Source organism: Pantoea sp. C2G6, assembly GCF_051336815.1.
Taxonomy (GTDB): Bacteria; Pseudomonadota; Gammaproteobacteria; order Enterobacterales; family Enterobacteriaceae; genus Pantoea.
Genome location: NZ_JBGMNJ010000004.1, coordinates 1 through 19,746, shown reverse-complemented (window position 1 = coordinate 19,746; position 19,746 = coordinate 1). Strand labels below are relative to the sequence as shown.

The following is a 19,746-nucleotide window of genomic DNA, read 5'->3' as shown; positions in this document are numbered from 1 at the left end:
GGCTGGCCTGCGGGCAGCGGAGCGATCCCCGCCTGAATCGCAGCCAGTGGCTAACGGGTGTGATAATCTGCCTGTGACGCACGTTATCATAACCGGAGGGAATCATGATCGTCAGACAGGCGTCGCCCGCAGAGGCGTATACGTTATGGAACATCCGAAATCTGGCAATACGCCACGGCTGTCAGGCGGTCTATTCCGCTGAGGTGCTGGCGGCCTGGACACCTGACCGGATGCCCGCCAGCTTTCCCGCCATGATCCGTGAAAACCCGTTTTTCGTGATTGATAGCCCGCAGGGAGAACCGGTCGCGACCGGCGCACTCGATCTTGCCGCCGCCAGTGTCGAGGCGATCTTCACTCTGCCTGAGTTCACCGGTCAGGGGCTGGCGGGCCGTATCCTTGACGCCATCAAAGCGGAGGCGCGGCAACGCGGTTTTCATCATCTGACGCTCTCTTCAACGCCAAACGCCGCCCGCTTTTATCAGCGCCAGGGCTTCCGGCCGCTGGGGGAGAACCTCTATCCCTCGAAGCTGGCGGGCTGCGCGTTACGCTGCGTGGATATGGCGATCGATCTGTAGCGGCGGCCGGTGCGGCAAACGGAGAAAGTTTCCCGCGCAAAGACTTCGCAAGCCCCCGCCGGTAAGGTATAGTCCGCGTTTTTTGGAGGAACCATGCTGACTGACTCATCAACTCGTCTCAATAAATACATCAGCGAGAGCGGCATCTGCTCCCGTCGCGACGCCGATCGTTATATCGAGCAGGGCAACGTTTTCATTAACGGTAAACGCGCCACTGTGGGCGCGCAGGTATTTGCAGGCGATGTGGTGAAGGTTAACGGTCAGCTGATCGAACCGCGCGATGAAGAGGATCTGGTGCTGATTGCGCTGAATAAGCCGGTAGGGATCATCACCACGATGGAAGAGGGCGAGCGTGACAACATCAGCGATTTCGTCAACCACAGCAAGCGGGTCTTTCCGATTGGCCGGCTGGATAAAGATTCTCAGGGCCTGATCTTCCTGACCAACCACGGCGATCTGGTGAATAAAATTCTGCGCGCCGGTAACAACCACGAAAAAGAGTATGTGGTGACGGTCGACAAGCCGATCACCGATGAGTTTATCGCCGGGATGGGGGCAGGCGTTCCGATGCTGGGCACGGTGACCAAAAAGTGCAAAGTGAAAAAGGAAGCGCCGTTTGTCTTTCGCATCACCCTGGTGCAGGGGCTGAATCGTCAGATCCGCCGCATGTGTAAGCACTTTGGCTATGAAGTCACCCGACTGGAACGCACCCGCATCATGAACGTCAATCTCAAGGGATTGCCGCTGGGTGAATGGCGCGATCTCACCGATGACGAACTGATCGAGCTGTTTAAGCTGCTGGAAAATTCCTCTTCGGAAGATAAACCGGCTAAGAAAGCGCCAGCCAAAGCGGCCGCGGCCAAAAAACCGCAGAAGAATAGCGCCAGACCGGCGGAAAAAGCGGACGCCCACGGCGCGTCACGCAAGCGCTTCGCCCAGCCGGGCCGTAAGAAGAAAGGGCGCTGATACCGACCTGACGCAGAGAGCGCGAGCTGCGCTCTCTGCGGATCATCATGGAATAATGCGGGCCGCCCGGAAGCGGGCAAACAGATCGCAAAACATGCTGTCTGAAGCCCGATAGCCGTGAAAACCCGCCCGTCGCAGCTTGCTGCCGTCGCCAAACATGTCGTAGTTCCAGCCGAAGACAAAATCAGCGAAACTCCCGTCACTTAACGCCAGGATGTCGTGCTGAACCAGCCCGCTGGCCGCGGCCATTTCCCGCCACAACGCCCGGTAGTCGTGAAATATCTGCCGGAACGAAAGCGCAACCGGCGGCGCAATCTCCAGTTCAAACCAGTCTGCTATCACCGGCCATAGCTCACTCCAGCGCCAGAGATCGCCATTATTAACATTGAACGCCTGATTGTGCGCCTCAGCGCTGCGCGCGGCCCAGATCGTGGCGTCGGCCAGCAGCGCGGCATCGGTAAAATCGACCATGCTGTGCCAGGTTTCCCGCGAGCCAGGAAAGCGAAACGGCAGCCGCGCTGCGCGACAGAGTGAGGCGTAGAGCGCCAGGCTCAGCGCCAGATTCATGCTGTTGCCCGGCCGGTCACTGCCGACAACGCCAGGCCGCAGCGCACTCCAGTGCCAGCGTTTGCCCTGCTGCTGCGCGGTCAGCCAGCTCAGCTGCGCGGCGTTAAACTCGGCGCCCGGCACGCCAGCATCACTCTCCCGTGCCGGGGTTTTAAACCGTCCGAGATGAGCACCATAGACTTTATAGCCCTGCATCAGGCTGACATGCTCAAGAGGGGCAATCTCTTCCATGGCCCGGACCAGATTCTGCAACATGGTCAGATTCGGCCCGACCATCTCCCCCCAGTCCGCGGCGTTAAGCCAGGCGCTGTAAAAGAGATGAGTGACGTGAGTGAGCGAGGCGAGCCGCTGCCTGCTCTGTTGCCGGTCGCAGAGATCTACCGCAATAACCTCTGCTCCGCTGACGGCATAGTCAGAGCGGTGCGTCAGCGCGATGACCTGCCATTGATCGGCTACCAGCGCCTGACTCAGCTGCTGGCCAACAATCCCGCTGGCGCCCGCCACCAGCGCTACCTTTTTACCCTGCGTCATTTTCATGCTAACCGCCTTATTAAAGAGAGAAACCGCATTCTCACTCGCCGCTAATTCTGATTAAATCCCCTTATCCGGCTAACGCTTATCAGGAAAATGAATAAATGCAGAACAAGCTGAACGCGATTCAGACCTTTATCCGGGTGGCGGAAGCGGGATCTTTTTCGGCGGCGGCTCGGCAAAACGGCATGAAGCAGTCGGCGGTGAGCCAGCAGATCGCCTCGCTGGAAGAGGCGCTGGGGGTGGTGTTGCTGCATCGCACGACGCGGAGCATGGCGCTGACGGAGCAGGGTCAGCACTATCTGCAACAGGTGAGACCACTGCTCAGCGCGATGGAGGAGCTGGAGCAGCAGTTAAGGCCGGCGTCGCCGCGGCTGCATGGCAAACTGCATATTCAGCTGCCGAGCGGGATAGGGCAGCGGTTAATGCCGCAGCTGATCGCCTTTCAGCAGGCGCATCCCGCGCTGCGTCTGAATATCGCGCTGGAGGATCGCCTGTCCGATCTCATCGCCGAGGGGGTTGATGTGGCGATCCGTCTCAGCGAATCGCCACCCGCCACGCTGGCTGCCCGCTCACTGACCACGGTTGAAACCGTGCTGGTGGCTTCTCCCGACTGGATAGCAGGTAACGTCCTGCCGCAAACTCCCTCTGACCTGGAACATCATCCACATATACGTTTTAGCGGCGTGGCACCGGATGCGCCGCTGCACCTGGTCTCGGCAACAGAGCGGGTCTCTGTCGCGGTGGCCAGCGGGTTCCGCTCTAACAACAGTGAGGCATTAATGCAGGCGCTGGAAGCGGGGCTTGGGATTGGCGGGTTACAGACGCTGATTGGCGCTGAGGCACTGGCCTCCGGCAGGCTGATTCGGGTGTTACCGGACTGGCGGCTTCCCGACCGCTATCTCTATGCTGTTTACCCCGATGCCCGTTTTATCCCTGATAAAGTCCGGCGACTGGTGGCGCTGTTAAGCGAGGTCCTGGTGGCGTTGCGGGGAGCAGGGCAGAGCCCGGCCTGATGCTCAGGCGCTATTATTGATTCGCATGGTGCAGCAGAATCCTGAAACTTTAAAGACCCTGGCAAAGCTCTGACACGCCCGCCCGCCGGGGGTGACATCGCCTTTCAGAACAACGACACTTTTCAGCCTGATAAGGGCGTGGCAGGATAAGCGCAATCTATCAAGGAGTGCGCCTGATGTTACTGAAAGGTATGAACGATCCGCTGCTGAAAGCGTATCAGCATCCCAAGTCACGGATGATGATCAGCCGTTTCAGAGGGCTGGCGGGGGATCGACGACTCAGTGACTGGCAGGCGTTCTGTATTCTGGTGACCGGCTTCACCAACTACTGGTATGTGCAGGCCGGTCGCTACACCATCAACGTTCAGCTGACCAAAACCCGCCAGTTCGATTTCCTCCATGACTTCCTGCACTTCACCGTCACACTGGATGGGCTGATCTGTGACGAACACTTCCGCAGCCCGGAGTTTGTCCTGCCGCGTTACGAAGTGCCTTACGAATTCTGCCGCTGGCGCAACAAGCGCGGTTATGACGCCTTAACCACCTATGTCAGCAAGCAGGGCGTGAAGTCCCACAAAGGGATCTTTATCGCCTCGGACGTCGGGCCGGGTGATGAGCGGGTGATGAAATGGGAAGGGGTAGTCAACGTCTATGACAAAACCTTTTTCAGCGTGGCTAACTTTAATACTACCCAGGCGTTCCTGATCAAAGAGATCAGTAAAGCGATTCAGGAAGGATTAATCAGGCACCTCAGTTTTTATCGCGATCTGTTTCACTACATTTTCCCAACCCCGGCGGAAGCGCGGTTACAGGCGCGTGACGACAGGCGCTATCTGGCAAAAAGATAGCGCCCGAACACCCTTCTTTCAGTCTGAATCACTGACAGGCTGCGCGCGTCGCCGGGCACTCTGGCGCTGCGTTCCAGCGAGTTGCGGCCAGACTGGGTTCACCGCAGCGCTCTCCTGCGCTGCGGCTGTTTTCAGCTGACCCCAGTCGCCGGATGCCGGACCCGCCCGCCGCGCGGTCCTGAAGTGAAGTAGCAATAACGGAGTGGCGAATGAGCAATAATCAACAACCTTACTGGAATCCTATGGTCCCTGAACTGACCGTAACGGATTTCTCCGTTTCGCTACATTTCTATACCGAGGTGCTGGGTTTTACCCGGATGATCCAGCGTCAGCAGCCGGACTTCGCTTATCTCTGTTTGGGCGAGGCGCAGCTGATGATTGAGCAATATCATCCGCAGGGCTGGAACACCGCTGAACTCAACTGGCCGCTGGGTCGCGGCGTCAATTTTCAGATCGAAGTGGAGGATATTCAGGCTCTGCGAGTCCGTCTGCAACAGCACGCGGTGCCGCTCTATCGCCCGCTTGGGGATAACCATTACGCGATCGGCGAAACCACCGTCTGTCAGCGGGAGTTTCTGGTACAGGACCCGGACGGGTATCTGCTGCGCTTCAGTCAGTATCTGGAATCATCTGACAGTGATAGTTAATATCAGATTTGAGTCAGATTAGCGTTCGCTATCACTTAATTAAACTTCCCGACTTAACTCAATTTTTATTTTGAATGTGCAGTCAATATTATTTAACGCCTGTTAATCTGCTTGCGCTCTATTCCCTGCTGGCAGTGGGGTAAGCCTCTTCTTTTCTCATCTCACGCTTCCTTAATTACCTGTTTCACTAATGAGGTGGGGAAGTCTTATTCAATCTCTCATCTTTTCATCGCATTAACTGGCGAGACAGCGGTTATTGCTCGCATAAATTTAGCTTAAATTCACTTCACCAGTTTAAATAATCCATTATTTACATTTAATTATCGCCGCGCTGCTGAATCTTTGGCGAGGTATGCCGATAACAGGGAATAACTAACAAGGAGAAAGTATGATGAGAAATATCTGTTTAGTGCTATTAGCCCTATTGGCCGGCCCGGTCAGTGCCAGCAGTTCCGGGCAGATAACATTCAGGGGCGCGGTGACGAATGGTTCATGCGACATGAATGTGGTACAAAACCCGGTTATATTTAACTGTTACAATCCTGCCAGCGGCAAGATGGTCAGTACCACCGCCGATCTGCTGAAGCAGGAATCGCTGGAAGGTTTACCTATCGAGGTAAAAGTTAGCTGGATTAACCCTGAGAAAACCAAAGGGCTTATTTTCGTTAACTATCTTTAAACGGTATCGCTGCTCTTACTGCGATGGCTGTCGCTGAAGCGACGCCATGATAAAAAGCAAGTGGCTGGAGCCTGTCGCCACCCATATCATTATAATTTTGCTAAGTGCGACGTTAAATTAACGTCTGCGCTAGAAACCTTTTATCTTTTATTTTTGCCAGCACCAGGGATCTCTTTACCAGTCATCCGCTAATAACGCGGGCTGTCGACGTTCTGTTTCTTTTTAGTCGCTGAATAATGAAAGCGTGGTGAAAAGGTGATTGTCGTTAAAGGCAGGCTTGCTGGCAGGAAAATAGAGGCGGCAGAGCCGCCTCAATTCAGTCAGGAGGGGTCGGACGATCGCTGAGTAAAGTACTTAGCACCCGGCCGCTGCTCTTTTTTACGCCGCAGTACCAGGCTGGTGGTAATAATCAGCAAGGTTAAACCGCCGGTTGCCAGTAATTCAGCCTGATGCTGAGCATCAAATAACATCACCACCAGCACCGTAACGATAAACAGGATAGTGACCCAGGTCAGGCCGGGAAACAGCCACATCCGGTAGCTCAGGGCTTCCCCTGCTTTCTCACGCTTTTTACGCAGCACCAGATGTGAGGCGGCAATTACCAGATAGACCAGCAGGGCAATCGCGCCGGAACTCGCCAGCAAAAACTCAAACACCACGCTCGGTGCCAGGTAATTGGCAATCACCGCCAGAAACGCCGCCGCGGTTGAGAGCAGCACCGCAATCCACGGCGTGCCGCTCCGGTTGGTTCGTGAGGCCGCCGCCGGGGCGTCTTTACGCCGTGACAGCGAGTAGAGCATACGCGACGAGGTATAGAGCGCGGAGTTAAGACAGCTGCACACCGCCATTAAGACCACCAGGTCGACAATCAGCCGGGCATTGGGGATATTCATCGCCTGAAGTGCCGTCTGCCACGAACCCTGTTCAACCAGACCGGGAGTGTTCCACGGCACCAGCGCCACCACAAAGAAGATCGACAGCAGATAGAACAGGGCGATACGCCAGATCACCGAGTTGGTCGCCTGGGTAATCTGCTTGCCGGGATTCTTTGATTCCGCGGCGGCAATGGTGACAATTTCGGTGCCCATAAACGAGAACATGGTGGTGAGGATGGCAGCCATCACCGCGCCGAGGCCGTTGGGCATAAAGCCGTGGGTATCATAGAGATGCGACAGGCCGCTGGTGTGGCTGTCGGGCAGCAGACCAAACACCGCCGCCCCCGCCACGCCGAGGAACAGGATAATCGCCACCACTTTGATCAGCGCAAACCAGAATTCAAACTCGCCATAATTCTTGACGCTGAGCAGATTGGTGATGGTCAGAATCAGAGTGATAGCGAGGGTGAACTGCCAGATCGCCACCTGCGGGAACCAGGCGTGCAGGATGGTTCCCGCCGCATTGGCTTCCAGCGGGATAACCAGCACCCAGAACCACCAGTAGAGCCAGCCAATGGTGAAGCCCGCCCAGCGGCCCAGCGCCTGATCCGCGTAGGTCGAAAAAGAGCCGGAATCGGGTGAGGCGACGGCCATCTCGGCCAGCATCCGCATGATCAGCACCACCAGCACACCGGCCGCTGCATAGGAGATCAGCACTGCCGGGCCTGCTTCAGAAATAGCATGGCCGGAACCAACAAACAGCCCGGCGCCAATTACTCCGGCAATCGAGAGCATACGCACGTGGCGCGGTTTCAGGTTTTGAGCCAGCGAATCTTCATTCGCACTCTGAGTCATCGTCATGTAAACGTCTCCGGGTCGGCGTCCGGTCTTTCAGACCGGACGAACAGGGAAGGGGCTTGCGTTAACGCGCCAGGGAGGTCAGGCCGGGACGACGGGGTGTCCGGCGGATGCGACGCACTGGTTAATTACCGAGGTCAGAATGGTCAGCGCCTGGCTGAACTGCGCGTCAGGGATGGTGAGCGGATAGAGGAAGCGGATCACATTCCCCTTGGCACCGCAGGTGAGCAGCAACAGTCCCTGCTCCATCGCCAGCTTCTGTACCGCCTGGGCGGTGCTGGCCTGATAAAACTCCATCGCCACCATCGATCCCAGCGCGCGCACCTCGGCAATATCGGGGTGAAGCTGCTGCTGCTGGCGCAGTTCCGCCTCCAGCTGCGCACCGAGCGTCACCGCGCGCTGACAGAGCTGCTCTTCATCAATCACATCCAGCACCGCGTGGGCGGCGGCGATAGCCAGCGGGTTACCGGCGTAGGTGCCGCCCAGGCCACCTGGCGCGGGCGCGTCCATCACCTCCGCACGTCCGGCGATCGCTGACAGCGGCATTCCGCCCGCCAGACTTTTCGCCATAGTGATGATGTCAGCCTTCACCGGGTAATGTTCCATCGCGAACAGCTTGCCGGTACGGGCAAAACCGCTCTGCACCTCATCGGCAATCAGCAGAATGTTGTGACGGTCAGCCAGTTCCCGCAGCTTTACCATGAATTCAACAGGTGCGGCGTGGAAGCCGCCTTCGCCCTGAACCGGTTCGAGCACAATCGCCGCCACGTCGTGCGGCGCAATATCCTGGGTGAAAAGATCCTCAAGGCTGGTCAGCGCGGCTTCCACGCTGATCCCCTGCACGGCGCTGGGGTAGCGGGCATGGAACACCGAGGGCGGCATCGGACCAAAATCGCGCTTGTAAGGGGCCACTTTGCCGGTCATCGCCATCGTCATAAAGGTACGGCCGTGGAAGGCGTTGCCAAAAGTGATGATGCCGTGACGGCGGGTATAGGCGCGTGCCACTTTCACCGCGTTTTCGACCGCCTCCGCGCCGGTGGTAAAGAAAGCGGTTTTGGCATCACCTGCAATTGGCACCTGCTGATTGATGCGCTCGGCCAGGGCGATGTAGCTTTCGTACGGGGTAATCTGAAAGGCGGTATGGGTGAACTTTGTTAACTGTTCGGCAATTGCCTGCTCAACGCGCGGGTGGCGGTGGCCGGTATTCAGTACCGCGATGCCACCGGCGAAGTCGATCCAGCTGTTACCCGCCTGATCCCACAAGGTGGCGTTTTCGGCCCGGGCAACTGCCCAGTCGCAGAGCGTACCGATACCTTTTGGCAGGGCCTGAGCTTTGCGCTGTTGCAACAGACTATTTTTTTCGATCATTTCATCCACCTCTGTAGAACTTCGTATTTACAATTCCCGACAAACACGCTTATTTATGCGTGGGGCGAGGTGAGTTGCCAGAGCCAATTGTCAGAGGAAAGGTGGAGCCAATTGCGACTGTTATACGCAGATCATCTATTAGCGCGGTTACAGTTTCTGCAAACGGGTTCGTTGCATCAGCGCCTGCTGAGCTGCATGCAGGCCGCGATTATTGAAGAGGTGTTCCCGCGCGGTGGCCGTTTACCCCCGACGCGCGATCTAGCGCGTGAGCTGGGCGTGTCGCGCAACACCGTTATGCATGTCTATGAGAGCCTGATGGCGCAGGGCTATGTGACCGCCCGCACCGGCAGCGGCACCTGGATTGCGGAGACGCTGCCGGAGAGCTGTCTGCAAAGCGATGCGATTGAAGATTTTCAGGCGGCGAGTGCGCAGCGGCCCGCCACGCTGTCGAAGCGTGGCGCGAGTCTGCTCGGCCACGCCAACGCCTCCCCCTGGCAGTGGGGGGCGTTTGTGCCCGGCGCACCCGATGTCACAGAGTTTCCCCATAAGCTGTTCAGTCAGATTCAGGCCCGCTTAAATCGGGAGCCTGACGTGCACCGGCTGGTCTACAGCAGCGGCGGAGGCTGTCCCGATCTGCGTCATGCGCTGGTCGACTATCTGCGGGTGGCGCGTTCGGTACGCGCCGACGCCGATCAGATTCTGATTACCGAAGGTGTGCATCAGGCGGTGGATCTGGTGACGCGGGTGCTGTGCGATCCCGGCGACCGGGTCTGGATGGAGGAGCCGGGTTACTGGGGCACCCGGAACCTGCTGCGGATGAATGGCCTGAAGATTCGGGCTATGCCGGTGGATGAGCAGGGGCTGGTGCCTGACAGCGGGCCACCGCCGAAGCTGGTTTTCGTGACACCGTCACACCAGTATCCGCTGGGTGTCCACCTCAGTCTGGCGCGTCGTCAGGCCCTGCTGACGCTGGCGCGTCGCCATCAGAGCCTGATTGTGGAGGATGACTACGACAGTGAGTTCCGCTTCTCCGGTCAGCCGCATCCTTCGTTACAGGGTCTGGAGGCGGACGCGCCGGTGATCTATATGGGCACCTTCAGTAAAACGCTCTATCCCGCGCTGCGCATCGGCTACATGGTGGTGCCAAAGCCGCTGGCGCAGCCGCTGCGCATCGCCGCAGCGGAACTCTATCGCGGCGGCCATCTGCTGATCCAGCGGGCGCTGGCGGAGTTTATCCGGCTGGGCCACTACATGGATCATATTCGCCGGATGCGTCTGCTCTACCGCCAGCGGCGGCAGTTTCTCTGCCGGCTGATTGAGCGCTACCTTGGGCCCGCCTTTTTACCCGCCTTTAATCATGAAGCCGGGCTGCATCTGGTGATGCCGCTGCCCGAAGGAACCGACGATGTCGCGATAGCGGCGCAGGCACTCAAGCGCGGCGTTAAAGTCCGGCCGCTGTCGCAATATTATATGCATCCTCAGGGCCAGCGCGGGCTGCTGCTCGGCTACGCCTGCGTCAATGAGCGACAGTGTCAGGACGCCTTCGGCACCCTGAAAGCCTGCCTGTCACTGGCTGGCGTGGCACTGAACCCGCAGCGTTAGCCGGAGTGGGGCCTTTGCGCGCGGCCACGGGCATTGCGGCCGCGCCGCTTCTGGCTGGCTAACACATTGACATTTAATCAGAGTCACCGAAAATATCCCTCTTCGCGACCCGACCAGAGATTACTGGAGTTTATCATCGCCTTTTATCCTCTTACTGACCCGGCCAGGGCTGTGGTTAAGCGTATCGCTGCGCTGACCGCGGCGCTGCTGCTGGTCAGTTGTGCTTCCGAACCGCCACGCTCGCTGGTAACGCCCTTTCCGCCGGTGGCGAAACAGCCGCTGCCCGCCGCCAGCCAGCCCGCTCAGCCACAGGTGCAGCAGCCGGTGCGGGGCGTCTGGTTAGCCACGGTGTCGCGTCTCGACTGGCCTCCGGTCACCTCGGTCAACGGCCTTTCAGCGGCCCAGCGCATCAGTCAGCAGCAGAAATCACTGATCGACAAGCTGGATAAGCTGAAAAGCCTGGGTATTAACACCGTCTTTTTTCAGGTGAAGCCTGACGCCACCGCGCTCTGGTCCTCAAAAATCCTGCCCTGGTCAGATATGCTGACCGGCAGAATCGGTGAAGATCCGGGCTATGACCCATTGCAGTTTATGCTGGATGAGGCGCACAAGCGCGGCATCAAAGTGCATGCCTGGTTTAACCCCTACCGGGTGGCGGTCAATACCAAACCCTCGACCGTCAGTGAGCTGAACCGCACGCTGACGCTGCATCCGGCCAGCGTTTTTGTGCTGCATCGCGACTGGATACGCACCGCGGGCGATCGCTATGTGCTGGACCCCGGCATCCCGGAAGTGCGTGACTGGATCACCAGCATTGTGGCGGAGGTGGTGACCCGTTACCCGGTCGACGGCGTGCAGTTTGATGACTACTTCTATGCCGAATCTGCCGGTTCGTTACTCAATGATAACCAGACCTTCAGCCGCTATGGTCAGGGGTTTGCCAGCAAAGCGGACTGGCGTCGTCACAATACCCAGCAGCTGATTGAGCAGGTGTCGCACACCATTAAGCAGCTGAAGCCGGAGGTGGAGTTTGGCGTCAGTCCGGCAGGGGTCTGGCGCAATCTGTCGCACGATCCCGCTGGCTCCGACACCCGCGGTGCGGCGGCCTACGATGAAGCCTACGCCGATACCCGCCGCTGGGTGCAGCAGGGTTTGCTGGACTATATCGCGCCGCAGCTTTACTGGCCTTTCTCGCGCCAGGCTGCGCGTTATGACGTGCTGGCGAACTGGTGGGCAGCGGTGGTGAAGCCGACCAACACCCGGCTCTATATTGGTCTGGCGCTCTATAAAGTGGGGGAGCCCTCTAAAATTGAACCGGACTGGAGCCGTCAGGGCGGCGTGCCGGAGCTGAAAAAGCAGCTTGATCTCAATGAATCCCATCCCAATATCGACGGCACCATTCTGTTCAGGGAGGGCTACCTGAATCAGCCGCAGACGCAGCAGGCGGTGGGCTATCTGAAAAGCCGCTGGGGAAACTGATCTGCAAGGCGACAGCATGACCAGTGCGGTTAAGTTTTTCTCTGCGGCTTACTGCTATTCTTGCGCTTTCAATGGGAGGAACCATGAGTGAACTGATTGATATTTTTACCAGCCATAAAAGTGAACGTAGCTTTACTGAACAGCCTGTCGACGAAGCGGTGCTGGAGCGGATTATCAGCACCGCCTATCGCGCCCCGACCTCAGTAAACTCACAGCAGGTCTCGGTGGTTGTGACGCGCGACGCCGGTCGCCGTGCGCAGATTGCCGCCATTGCGGGTGGTCAGCCGTGGATCGCCAAAGCGCCGGTCTTTATTACTTTTGTGCTGGATATGCATAAATCAGCGGTAGCGATGGCCGCCATTGATCAGCAGCAGATTGCTCATCAGAGTATTGAAAGTATCGTCTCTGGCTCCACGGACATCGGCATTGCATTAGGGTCAGTAATGGCCGCGGCGCGCGCTGAAGGCCTGGGTATTGTGCCAATTGGCGGTATTCGCCGCGATCCCGAAGCGATGATCTCTCTGCTGGAACTGCCACCGCTGACCTTCCCGGTGGCGGGCGTGGTGATTGGTCATGTGGATGAGCCTGCTCATCAGAAACCGCGTCTGCCACTGGCCACCTTCCGCCATGATGAGACCTATCAGACCCAGGGGCTGGAGCAGCAGATTGCCGCCTACAACGATGAGATGGTGCAGCACTGGAAAAATATCGGTCGCAGCGACGGTGAGAGCTGGAGCGAAAGCGTCAGCGGCTACTATAAAAACATCTATTTCCCGGATGTGCTGCCCGCGCTGCTGAAGCAGGGCTTTGGCAACGATAAATAAAATCAGCCTGTTGCCGTAGCGGGCGCTACCCATCCTGAAAAGGCCAGCCGTGACAACTCACGGCTGGCCTTTTTTCATTTTGTTACTATAACGCCATGTCACTTTCTGTGTGGTAACACATACTTTCTTTTTCAACCGAAGCGCTAACGCTTTTAAACACTGACCTTCCAGGGAAATAACATGTCTCAGCGTTCTCTTACAGCGCTCTGTTTAATGAGTTTTTTTCTGGCCGATGTCCGCGATGGTCTGGGGCCATTTCTGGGGATCTTTCTCACCGAGCGACACTGGCGACCTGATGAAATTGGCCTGGTCATGACCTGCGGCGGTATCGCCGGATTGCTCGCCACGCTGCCCGCCGGTGTCGCTGCCGATGCCACCCGGCATAAAAAGATGATTGTGCTGCTGGGCTGTCTGGTGATCACCGCGGCTACGCTGTTGCTGTGGTACAGCAATCAGACCTGGACGGCGATGGTCTCGCAGATTGTCTCAGGGGTTGCGGCGGCGTTTATCGGACCGACCGTGGCGGGGATCACCCTGGGACTCACCGGTCAGCGCGGCTTCAACCAGCAGATGGGGCGTAACGAAGCCTTTAACCATGGCGGCAATACTATTGCGGCGCTGCTGGCGGGCTTCTCGGCATGGTACTGGGGTATGGGCTCGGTGTTTATCTTAATGACGATGATGGCGATCTTCGCGGCTTTTGCGACCCTGGCGATTCGCGGGGATGAGATCGACAACGAGGTGGCGCGCGGTTATGAGCAGCACGAAGAGCGTGGTCCGGCGCTGAGTTTAATGATGCTGGTGCGCAAACCGGCGCTGATGATTGTCGGGATCACCCTGTTGCTTTTTCATCTGGCCAATGCCGCGCTGCTGCCGATGCTGAGCATGCGCGTCGCCTCCGCCGGGGGGCAGGCGGCGGTCAGCCCTGGCCTCTACGCCGCGGCGACGGTGGTGATTTCACAACTGGTGATGATTCCGGTCGCGCTGTGGGTAGCAAAGCACATTGAAACCCAGGGTTATCGCCAGTTTATTATGGTGGCGTTGATCATTTTACCGCTGCGCGCGCTGATCGCCGCGGAGTTTGCCGGACCGATGTTTGTGATACCGGTTCAGGTGCTGGATGGGATCGCCGCCGGTATTCTGGGGGTGGCAGTACCGGGATATATCGTCTCACTGCTGCGCGGGACCGGGCATGTCAATGCCGGACAAAGCGTGGTGATGCTGATGCAGGGAGCGGGGGCGGCGCTGAGTCCGGCGATGACGGGGATGATCGCCGCTCGCTACTCCTACAGCACCGCCTTTGCAGTGCTGGGGGTGATTGCGCTGGCCGCCCTGATTTTATGGTGGCGAAGCGGGGCGACGCCCGCCGCCCGTCTTGCCTGACGCTGTAAAAAGCTGGCCCAACAGGCTGATGCTTGTCAGTCAGGTTGGTCAGGATGCCGCAGCGGATAACGCTGCGGCTTCTTTTTTAGCGCCCATGGATAGTGTCCGGGGGGGGGCTGGCGGGCGTAAAAGCCTTTGTCAGAGAGCGTGTATCTGCTCTTTCTGAGCATATTTCAACACCTTTCTCGTCCTGAATCCCGCCCGGTAAAGGTTCTCAATGTTATGAAAACAGTGATCACGCTAGTGGCTGTCTGGCGGATGCGACAGCGACTGCGCGATTTCCGTGACCAGCGCCCTGAACCAGCGATGCGCGGGATCGTCGCGGTAACGCGCGTGCCAGCCCATCTCGACCGGAAAAGTGCCGAGATCAACCGGCGCAGGAACGATTCTGAGCCGCGCATCCCGTGACAGATGCTGGCAAATCAGACGCGGCAGCGTGGCGCAGTAGTCTGTGACCGCTATCATTTCCGGTACGGCGAGAAAGTGCGTCACCGAGACGGCAACCTGACGGCGCAGACCACGTTGCTCCAGCGCCTGATGTAAACCGGCGCGCATCCGGCCCGGTGGCAGCACGTTGACATGTCTGAGCTGCTCATACTGCTCCGCAGTGAGCGTGTCGCCTACCCGTGGATGATCGGCACGCACCACGCAGGCCAGTCCCTCATCCATCAGGTGCTGCACCACCAGATTATCGGGTGGCTCCACGATCCGGCCCAGCACCATATCGGTATTGCCGGAGATGACGCCGGTTTCCGTTACGTCATTACCGAATGGGGTCAGACGGATGCGTATGCCGGGGGCGCTTTCGCGCAGGCGCGCCACAATCACCGGCATCATGACAAATTCGACATAACTGTTCGGTGCCAGCGTGAAGAGCCGGGTAGCGTGCTGCGGGTTAAAATCCTGCTGGCCGAGAATAACCTTGTCGATAGAAGCGAGCGCGGCACCCACCACCCCGGCCATCTCCTCGGCCATTGGCGTCGGGCGCATACCGTAGCGCTCGCGGATAAATAGCGGGTCGTTAAGCGTCTCCCGCAGCCGGTTCAGCGCATTAGAGAGCGCCGGTTGGGTAATGCCAAGCCGTTCAGCGGCGCGGGTGACGTTGCGCTCTTCCATCATCACCAGCAAAACGGGCAATAAATTCAGATCGTATTTCATTGAGCTATAATGCCTGGTGAATAGCTGAAATTGAAGAAATAAATTTCAGAAATATGTCGGGACCCGCCATGATGACCGGGTCAACAGAGAACGCGGTGCTTGCAGGCCGCTGCTTAAATATTTCAAACCTGAGCCAGTTCGACAGACTCTATAGGGAGCGGAAATGAAAATTTTAATGGTTTTGACCTCGCATGATGAGTTAGGCACCACCGGCAAGAAAACCGGCTTCTGGCTGGAAGAGTTCGCAGCCCCTTATTACGCCTTCCTGGATGCGGGTGCTGATATTACTCTGGCCTCACCCAAAGGCGGACAGCCGCCGCTGGATCCTAAAAGTGACGAGCCCGATTCACAGACTGATGACACCCGACGTTTCAAGAGCGACACCGCTGCGCAGGCGGCGCTGGCTTCAACCGTTCAGCTGAGCACAGTTTCTCAGGATGCGTTTGATGCCGTCTTCTATCCGGGTGGTCATGGACCGCTATGGGATCTGGCAAATGACAAACACTCTATCGCGCTGATCGAGCAGACCCTTCAGGCGGGAAAACCGGTTGCGCTGGTCTGCCATGCGCCAGGCGTGCTGCGTGATGTGAAAAACGCCGATGGTACGCCACTGGTTAAGGGGAAAAAGGTTACCGGCTTCACCAACACCGAAGAAGAGGGGGTTGGCCTGACTGATGTGGTGCCTTTCCTGGTGGAAGATGTGCTGAAACAAAATGGCGGCCTCTATTCACGTGGCGATGACTGGCAATCTTATACCCTTCAGGATGGTCTGCTGATTACCGGCCAGAACCCTGGATCGTCAGCTGAGACCGCACAGGTTCTGTTAGCCAGCCTGACCAACAAGAGCGCCTGATAGTCTGTGCTCCGTGTAAGGCACCTGCGGGTGCCTTTTTTCTTACTAACAGACGTCTTCCCTGAATAATCACCTGGTAAATTATTGCAAAGCAATATATCTGCGCTCTACTCTTCCGGTACTGAAATAATAATTCGGGGGACAGTTCAGCAACGCAGCGTTATTTCCCGTCCTCTCTACTGCAAATATAAACATGTCTTTAAAACCAGTGTTGACAACGGTTTTTATATGCGTAGAGTGATATCCATCAGCAGCGAGAAAAACGCGGCTGATACATCAGAAATAATCTGGTGTTTGCGTAACGGGTACTGATAAATTTATCCTTTTTTAATTTGTCGGTGGTTCTGTTAAACATTGTTTGTTAGAGACTGTTAGTAAGTTACTGATAACCCTGTTAATGGAGTCGTAGTAAACGAAGTTACAAATCAGTGTTGAAGTTGAGTATCGCGTCGCGATGATGTAAGGCCTCGTAGTTCTGAACGTTACGTTACGACAGAGTACGATTGCGGTTTAAACGTCGTAATGAAAGTAAGGCAACGCATCAAAAAGTTTATATCGCGACGGGGGTGTGCAGGTTTATACGGGCCTGACCTGTCTTTGTCTCCTGAAAGACTATCAGGCGGTGAAAACCGTCAATATTAATGACATTTCGTTACCATGTTCATTATTATCCGCAGGACCTGTTCATAAATAGCAGTACCGAAGCAGTTATTATCAATTAAGTTAGTTAATGGTAAATCCTAAATCAGCTGTACCCTAAAAGCCCTGACTGTTTCAGTCAGGGCTTTTATCATTGCATGCGCCGCTGGCGCATCAAGCGGATCTCCCTGCATCAGGCCGGAATAGCGCAGCATAGGGAAGCATTTTTCCATGATGGGGTGTTTCAGACGCGCCTCTATCTCAGCCAATGGTTTATCGGGCTTCATAAGGAAGCGGTGCGCCATCGAAACAGGTTGATGTGTGCTGCTACTCTGAATCTAGCTACTATGAAGCTGCGCAGTGGTCGGGCTTCAGTTTGCAGCCATCAGGCTGCTCTGTTCTGACACTCGCTTCAGAAAAGTGATCTTATTGTCAGAATTGTTGCCTCGTTTTGGTCCTCACAAAGCTTCATTTTTGAAGTATCAGATCCCCGATTACGCCTCAAATCGTCAATTTTTATTCAAATGCGCCTCTGGTCCTGAAGAAAGATTGTTCAATTCCCTTTAACACAACACTATCGCCTGGGAACAAGGCATCGACGGCAGACTGCTGTGCGGTAACGTTGCTCCCTCCTCGGAAAGCCAGAATACACATTGTTTAGAGTTAAGGGGTCTCTGGCCAGCATGACTGCTGGTTCAGGCCGTATTGAGTAAGCGGGAGCGGCATAGATTATTGAAAAGCTGGGAGATTCAGGCAGTTTATCAGCGATGTGGCCGCCGGAGCCTGTGGCAATGTCAGGCATATAAGCGACAGGCGAGAAGCAGGAATGCGCCACTGCTGACTGACCGGACGTGCCGGGTGGGTCAGTTTTTAAAACCGTTTCGGAAGATGGAATCGAGAGGGCTGACCCGAAAGGTACAGTGTAAGACTGTACTTTAGTCTAACTATCATTCATTAATAAAAAACCTTATTGTTCCTACAGAAGAATAAAGCAGTATGAATGAAAAAGCTGATCCCGCTTAAAGGATCAGGCGCCAATTTGGCCAACACCAGGGAAATTTTTAGCATTATTGCTAATAGTCAGTAATCTGTCAATTTAGTCTCACTCTTTTATAAAAGAGTGAGACCTTTTCCGTATTCCTGTCTTCCAATAAACCGCCTGTCGCGCTGTTAATTTCAGGTAAAAATATATTGGCATTTAAACGATAACTTCCTTCAAAATAAATGGATCTTATAACAGGCTAACAGGGTTATATGATTCAGCCTTGATAAAGTAAATAGTGAAGGCCACTTCTCTTTTCTCTCTGGCATGGAAAAACGGATGCCCGTTAGTTAATGACGTGCATTATCATGCCGGGGAAAGCTGTATATCATGTCCACTATCAGATAATAGTATAGTTAAGTAATTATCCAGCGGCTATTTATCGCTTGCCAGACTATTATCCAATGGCAGGGTTTTATGCTATAATCGCCCGATTACGATGGCTTTTATCAAGGAGACAATTGGATGTCCAATTCATTTTTCAACAATGCGTTTATTAATGCATCCGTGAAAAAATTTCTGGAAAAAAATCTAAAAGATTTTAATAATATTAAATACGCTTATGCCATCATGAGTAAGAAAAACCCGAATGATTTCGCTATCATTTCCAACAGAACAGAATGGTTTGAATTTTATACTGAGAATAAATTTCAGTTTATCGATCCGGTGCTGATCACTGCATCCTATCGTTTTACTCCCTTCTTGTGGGATGAAAACATTATGATCAGTTCGGGTTTAAAAATGCCCAAAATTTTTGATATGGCTAAGAATTATAATGTCATTAATGGGTATACCTTTGTACTTCACGACCATAACCACAATCTGGTTGTTCTGTCGATCATTATGGACAAGAGCTGCGACGATGATATAGAAAAAAGGGTGGTCGAAAAGAAAAATGATCTGCAAATGTTGTTATTAGAAGCACATGAAAAACTGACCACTCTTTATCAGGAAATCAACGATGCCAATCAGGCTGCTAAAAAAAGCCAAAAAGAAATACTCTCTAAACGTGAGAATGAAATACTCTACTGGGCAAGCATGGGGAAATCCTATCAGGAAATCGCCCTTATCCTGGGGATCAAGCTCACCACAGTAAAATATCATGTAGGTAATGCTGTCAAAAAACTAGGCGTTACCAATGCCAAACACGCCATAAGGCTTGGCGTCGAGCTGAAGCTCATCAGACCGGTTCTCCCTGATACGGAATGAAAATGGCCACCTGTTTAATTCGTTATCCGGTAAGAGAGATTTTTTGTTAATGCGTTCTGTCAGCAGAGACTGGTTATGCTCATCCACAGGCATATGGATCAGATAAATATTCTGACGCTTCTCTGAAAGCCCTTTTTCAACCACAGAAACCTGCCAGCCGGAGCGCTGAAAGATAATCAGCATCGGATGGCTGACAATCGCGTAAATGCCTTCATAGGCCTGACTTCTTGCGTAATTAATCATTGATAAAAAAAGCAGTAAACTGACCGGGTGTTGTTGCAGATTAAGCGCTTTAATACGTTCCTTATCGATAAATAAACGGCTGGCTTCAATAAAATTCCCTTCAGGCAAACGCATTTGTGCAAAATAGGGTTTGAACGTATTGATGATCATATTGGGGAATTTTGTTTCGATAAACCGTAAACTACAGATGACAACCCCTTCATAGACACCAAATATATAGGTGGTGTTCGTGTTGTCATACTCATCAAATTCCATATTTTGTTCACAGCGCACCTCCCAGTTAAGGCGATCTTTGAATGTTTTTTTTCTTAATGAAAATAGCTCAGTTGCTCTGTTTTTATTTAATGCATTATAATCTACGTCAAAAAATTTTATCATTTATAG

General features: G+C 55.0%; 18 protein-coding genes. 12 read left to right on the top strand and 6 right to left on the bottom strand.

Features of this window, described 5'->3' with window-relative positions:
* The first annotated feature begins 104 nt into the window (after positions 1 to 104).
* Complete coding sequence (locus tag ACCW71_RS07480) at positions 105 to 575, top strand: GNAT family N-acetyltransferase (RefSeq protein ID WP_436370555.1); 471 nt, start codon at positions 105 to 107, stop codon at positions 573 to 575.
* A gap of 93 nt (positions 576 to 668) precedes the next feature.
* The gene (gene rluF, locus ACCW71_RS07475; protein ID WP_436370554.1) at positions 669 to 1,541 is read left to right on the top strand and encodes a 23S rRNA pseudouridine(2604) synthase RluF; all 873 of its coding nucleotides are present in this window, start codon (positions 669 to 671) and stop codon (positions 1,539 to 1,541) included.
* Between the two features lie 45 nt (positions 1,542 to 1,586).
* Here rluF and ACCW71_RS07470 read toward each other — a convergent pair whose 3' ends face one another.
* Positions 1,587 to 2,645, bottom strand: coding sequence for an SDR family oxidoreductase (locus ACCW71_RS07470; protein ID WP_436370553.1), 1,059 nt, complete (start codon positions 2,643 to 2,645; stop codon positions 1,587 to 1,589).
* A 98-nt stretch (positions 2,646 to 2,743) separates the two neighbouring features.
* On the opposite strand from ACCW71_RS07470, the gene ACCW71_RS07465 reads away from it, so the two are divergent.
* The 4 genes from ACCW71_RS07465 to ACCW71_RS07450 all read left to right on the top strand — a co-directional run bounded on the left by ACCW71_RS07465 (position 2,744) and on the right by ACCW71_RS07450 (position 5,829).
* The gene (locus tag ACCW71_RS07465) at positions 2,744 to 3,655 is read left to right on the top strand and encodes a LysR family transcriptional regulator (RefSeq protein WP_436370552.1); all 912 of its coding nucleotides are present in this window, start codon (positions 2,744 to 2,746) and stop codon (positions 3,653 to 3,655) included.
* Between the two features lie 176 nt (positions 3,656 to 3,831).
* Positions 3,832 to 4,503 carry a hypothetical protein gene (locus ACCW71_RS07460; RefSeq protein WP_436370551.1) on the top strand — a complete coding sequence of 224 codons (672 nt, stop codon included), beginning with the start codon at positions 3,832 to 3,834 and terminating at the stop codon, positions 4,501 to 4,503.
* Between the two features lie 209 nt (positions 4,504 to 4,712).
* Positions 4,713 to 5,150 (top strand): bleomycin resistance protein, encoded by a 438-nt coding sequence (locus ACCW71_RS07455; protein ID WP_436370550.1) that lies wholly within the window; start codon positions 4,713 to 4,715, stop codon positions 5,148 to 5,150.
* Positions 5,151 to 5,538: 388 nt separating this feature from the next.
* A complete protein-coding gene (locus ACCW71_RS07450) occupies positions 5,539 to 5,829 on the top strand; it encodes a type 1 fimbrial protein (RefSeq protein WP_436370549.1) in 291 nt (96 codons plus the stop codon).
* A gap of 320 nt (positions 5,830 to 6,149) precedes the next feature.
* Here ACCW71_RS07450 and gabP read toward each other — a convergent pair whose 3' ends face one another.
* Together gabP and gabT are read right to left on the bottom strand one after the other, a co-directional pair.
* On the bottom strand, positions 6,150 to 7,559 hold the full coding sequence (gene gabP / locus ACCW71_RS07445) for a GABA permease (protein WP_436370788.1): 1,410 nt from the start codon (positions 7,557 to 7,559) through the stop codon (positions 6,150 to 6,152).
* 84 nt (positions 7,560 to 7,643) lie between these two features.
* The gene (gene gabT / locus ACCW71_RS07440; RefSeq protein WP_436370548.1) at positions 7,644 to 8,930 is read right to left on the bottom strand and encodes a 4-aminobutyrate--2-oxoglutarate transaminase; all 1,287 of its coding nucleotides are present in this window, start codon (positions 8,928 to 8,930) and stop codon (positions 7,644 to 7,646) included.
* A 111-nt stretch (positions 8,931 to 9,041) separates the two neighbouring features.
* Between gabT and ACCW71_RS07435 the strand changes: the two genes are divergently transcribed.
* From ACCW71_RS07435 to ACCW71_RS07420, 4 genes are all read left to right on the top strand, one after another.
* Positions 9,042 to 10,532, top strand: coding sequence for a PLP-dependent aminotransferase family protein (locus ACCW71_RS07435; protein ID WP_436370547.1), 1,491 nt, complete (start codon positions 9,042 to 9,044; stop codon positions 10,530 to 10,532).
* Between the two features lie 135 nt (positions 10,533 to 10,667).
* On the top strand, positions 10,668 to 12,011 hold the full coding sequence (locus ACCW71_RS07430) for a glycoside hydrolase family 10 protein (RefSeq protein ID WP_436370787.1): 1,344 nt from the start codon (positions 10,668 to 10,670) through the stop codon (positions 12,009 to 12,011).
* 83 nt (positions 12,012 to 12,094) lie between these two features.
* Positions 12,095 to 12,835 carry a nitroreductase family protein gene (locus ACCW71_RS07425; protein WP_436370546.1) on the top strand — a complete coding sequence of 247 codons (741 nt, stop codon included), beginning with the start codon at positions 12,095 to 12,097 and terminating at the stop codon, positions 12,833 to 12,835.
* A 180-nt stretch (positions 12,836 to 13,015) separates the two neighbouring features.
* Positions 13,016 to 14,218, top strand: a complete 1,203-nt coding sequence (locus ACCW71_RS07420) for an MFS transporter (protein WP_436370545.1) — start codon at positions 13,016 to 13,018, stop codon at positions 14,216 to 14,218.
* Between the two features lie 240 nt (positions 14,219 to 14,458).
* Here ACCW71_RS07420 and ACCW71_RS07415 read toward each other — a convergent pair whose 3' ends face one another.
* Positions 14,459 to 15,376 (bottom strand): LysR substrate-binding domain-containing protein, encoded by a 918-nt coding sequence (locus ACCW71_RS07415; protein WP_436370544.1) that lies wholly within the window; start codon positions 15,374 to 15,376, stop codon positions 14,459 to 14,461.
* 163 nt (positions 15,377 to 15,539) lie between these two features.
* On the opposite strand from ACCW71_RS07415, the gene ACCW71_RS07410 reads away from it, so the two are divergent.
* Positions 15,540 to 16,229 (top strand): type 1 glutamine amidotransferase domain-containing protein, encoded by a 690-nt coding sequence (locus ACCW71_RS07410; protein ID WP_436370543.1) that lies wholly within the window; start codon positions 15,540 to 15,542, stop codon positions 16,227 to 16,229.
* Positions 16,230 to 16,969: 740 nt separating this feature from the next.
* Here the strand turns inward: ACCW71_RS07410 and ACCW71_RS07405 are convergent.
* Positions 16,970 to 17,155, bottom strand: coding sequence for a hypothetical protein (locus ACCW71_RS07405; protein WP_436370542.1), 186 nt, complete (start codon positions 17,153 to 17,155; stop codon positions 16,970 to 16,972).
* Between the two features lie 1,220 nt (positions 17,156 to 18,375).
* On the opposite strand from ACCW71_RS07405, the gene ACCW71_RS07400 reads away from it, so the two are divergent.
* The gene (locus ACCW71_RS07400) at positions 18,376 to 19,119 is read left to right on the top strand and encodes a helix-turn-helix transcriptional regulator (protein WP_436370541.1); all 744 of its coding nucleotides are present in this window, start codon (positions 18,376 to 18,378) and stop codon (positions 19,117 to 19,119) included.
* Here ACCW71_RS07400 and ACCW71_RS07395 read toward each other — a convergent pair.
* Positions 19,036 to 19,740 (bottom strand): acyl-homoserine-lactone synthase, encoded by a 705-nt coding sequence (locus ACCW71_RS07395; RefSeq protein WP_436370540.1) that lies wholly within the window; start codon positions 19,738 to 19,740, stop codon positions 19,036 to 19,038. The two genes, ACCW71_RS07400 and ACCW71_RS07395, sit on opposite strands and share 84 nt — an antisense overlap.
* Between the last annotated feature and the right edge of the window lie 6 nt (positions 19,741 to 19,746).

Bases quoted from the DNA above. Each gene is read 5' to 3' on its own strand.
- ACCW71_RS07480 (WP_436370555.1), top strand. From the start codon at position 105: ATGATCGTCAGACAGGCGTCGCCCGCAGAGGCGTATACGTTATGGAAC.
- rluF (WP_436370554.1), top strand. From the start codon at position 669: ATGCTGACTGACTCATCAACTCGTCTCAATAAATACATCAGCGAGAGC.
- ACCW71_RS07470 (WP_436370553.1), bottom strand. From the start codon at position 2,645: ATGAAAATGACGCAGGGTAAAAAGGTAGCGCTGGTGGCGGGCGCCAGC.
- ACCW71_RS07465 (WP_436370552.1), top strand. From the start codon at position 2,744: ATGCAGAACAAGCTGAACGCGATTCAGACCTTTATCCGGGTGGCGGAA.
- ACCW71_RS07460 (WP_436370551.1), top strand. From the start codon at position 3,832: ATGTTACTGAAAGGTATGAACGATCCGCTGCTGAAAGCGTATCAGCAT.
- ACCW71_RS07455 (WP_436370550.1), top strand. From the start codon at position 4,713: ATGAGCAATAATCAACAACCTTACTGGAATCCTATGGTCCCTGAACTG.
- ACCW71_RS07450 (WP_436370549.1), top strand. From the start codon at position 5,539: ATGATGAGAAATATCTGTTTAGTGCTATTAGCCCTATTGGCCGGCCCG.
- gabP (WP_436370788.1), bottom strand. From the start codon at position 7,559: ATGACTCAGAGTGCGAATGAAGATTCGCTGGCTCAAAACCTGAAACCG.
- gabT (WP_436370548.1), bottom strand. From the start codon at position 8,930: ATGATCGAAAAAAATAGTCTGTTGCAACAGCGCAAAGCTCAGGCCCTG.
- ACCW71_RS07425 (WP_436370546.1), top strand. From the start codon at position 12,095: ATGAGTGAACTGATTGATATTTTTACCAGCCATAAAAGTGAACGTAGC.
- ACCW71_RS07420 (WP_436370545.1), top strand. From the start codon at position 13,016: ATGTCTCAGCGTTCTCTTACAGCGCTCTGTTTAATGAGTTTTTTTCTG.
- ACCW71_RS07415 (WP_436370544.1), bottom strand. From the start codon at position 15,376: ATGAAATACGATCTGAATTTATTGCCCGTTTTGCTGGTGATGATGGAA.
- ACCW71_RS07410 (WP_436370543.1), top strand. From the start codon at position 15,540: ATGAAAATTTTAATGGTTTTGACCTCGCATGATGAGTTAGGCACCACC.
- ACCW71_RS07405 (WP_436370542.1), bottom strand. From the start codon at position 17,155: ATGAAGCCCGATAAACCATTGGCTGAGATAGAGGCGCGTCTGAAACAC.
- ACCW71_RS07400 (WP_436370541.1), top strand. From the start codon at position 18,376: ATGTCCAATTCATTTTTCAACAATGCGTTTATTAATGCATCCGTGAAA.
- ACCW71_RS07395 (WP_436370540.1), bottom strand. From the start codon at position 19,740: ATGATAAAATTTTTTGACGTAGATTATAATGCATTAAATAAAAACAGA.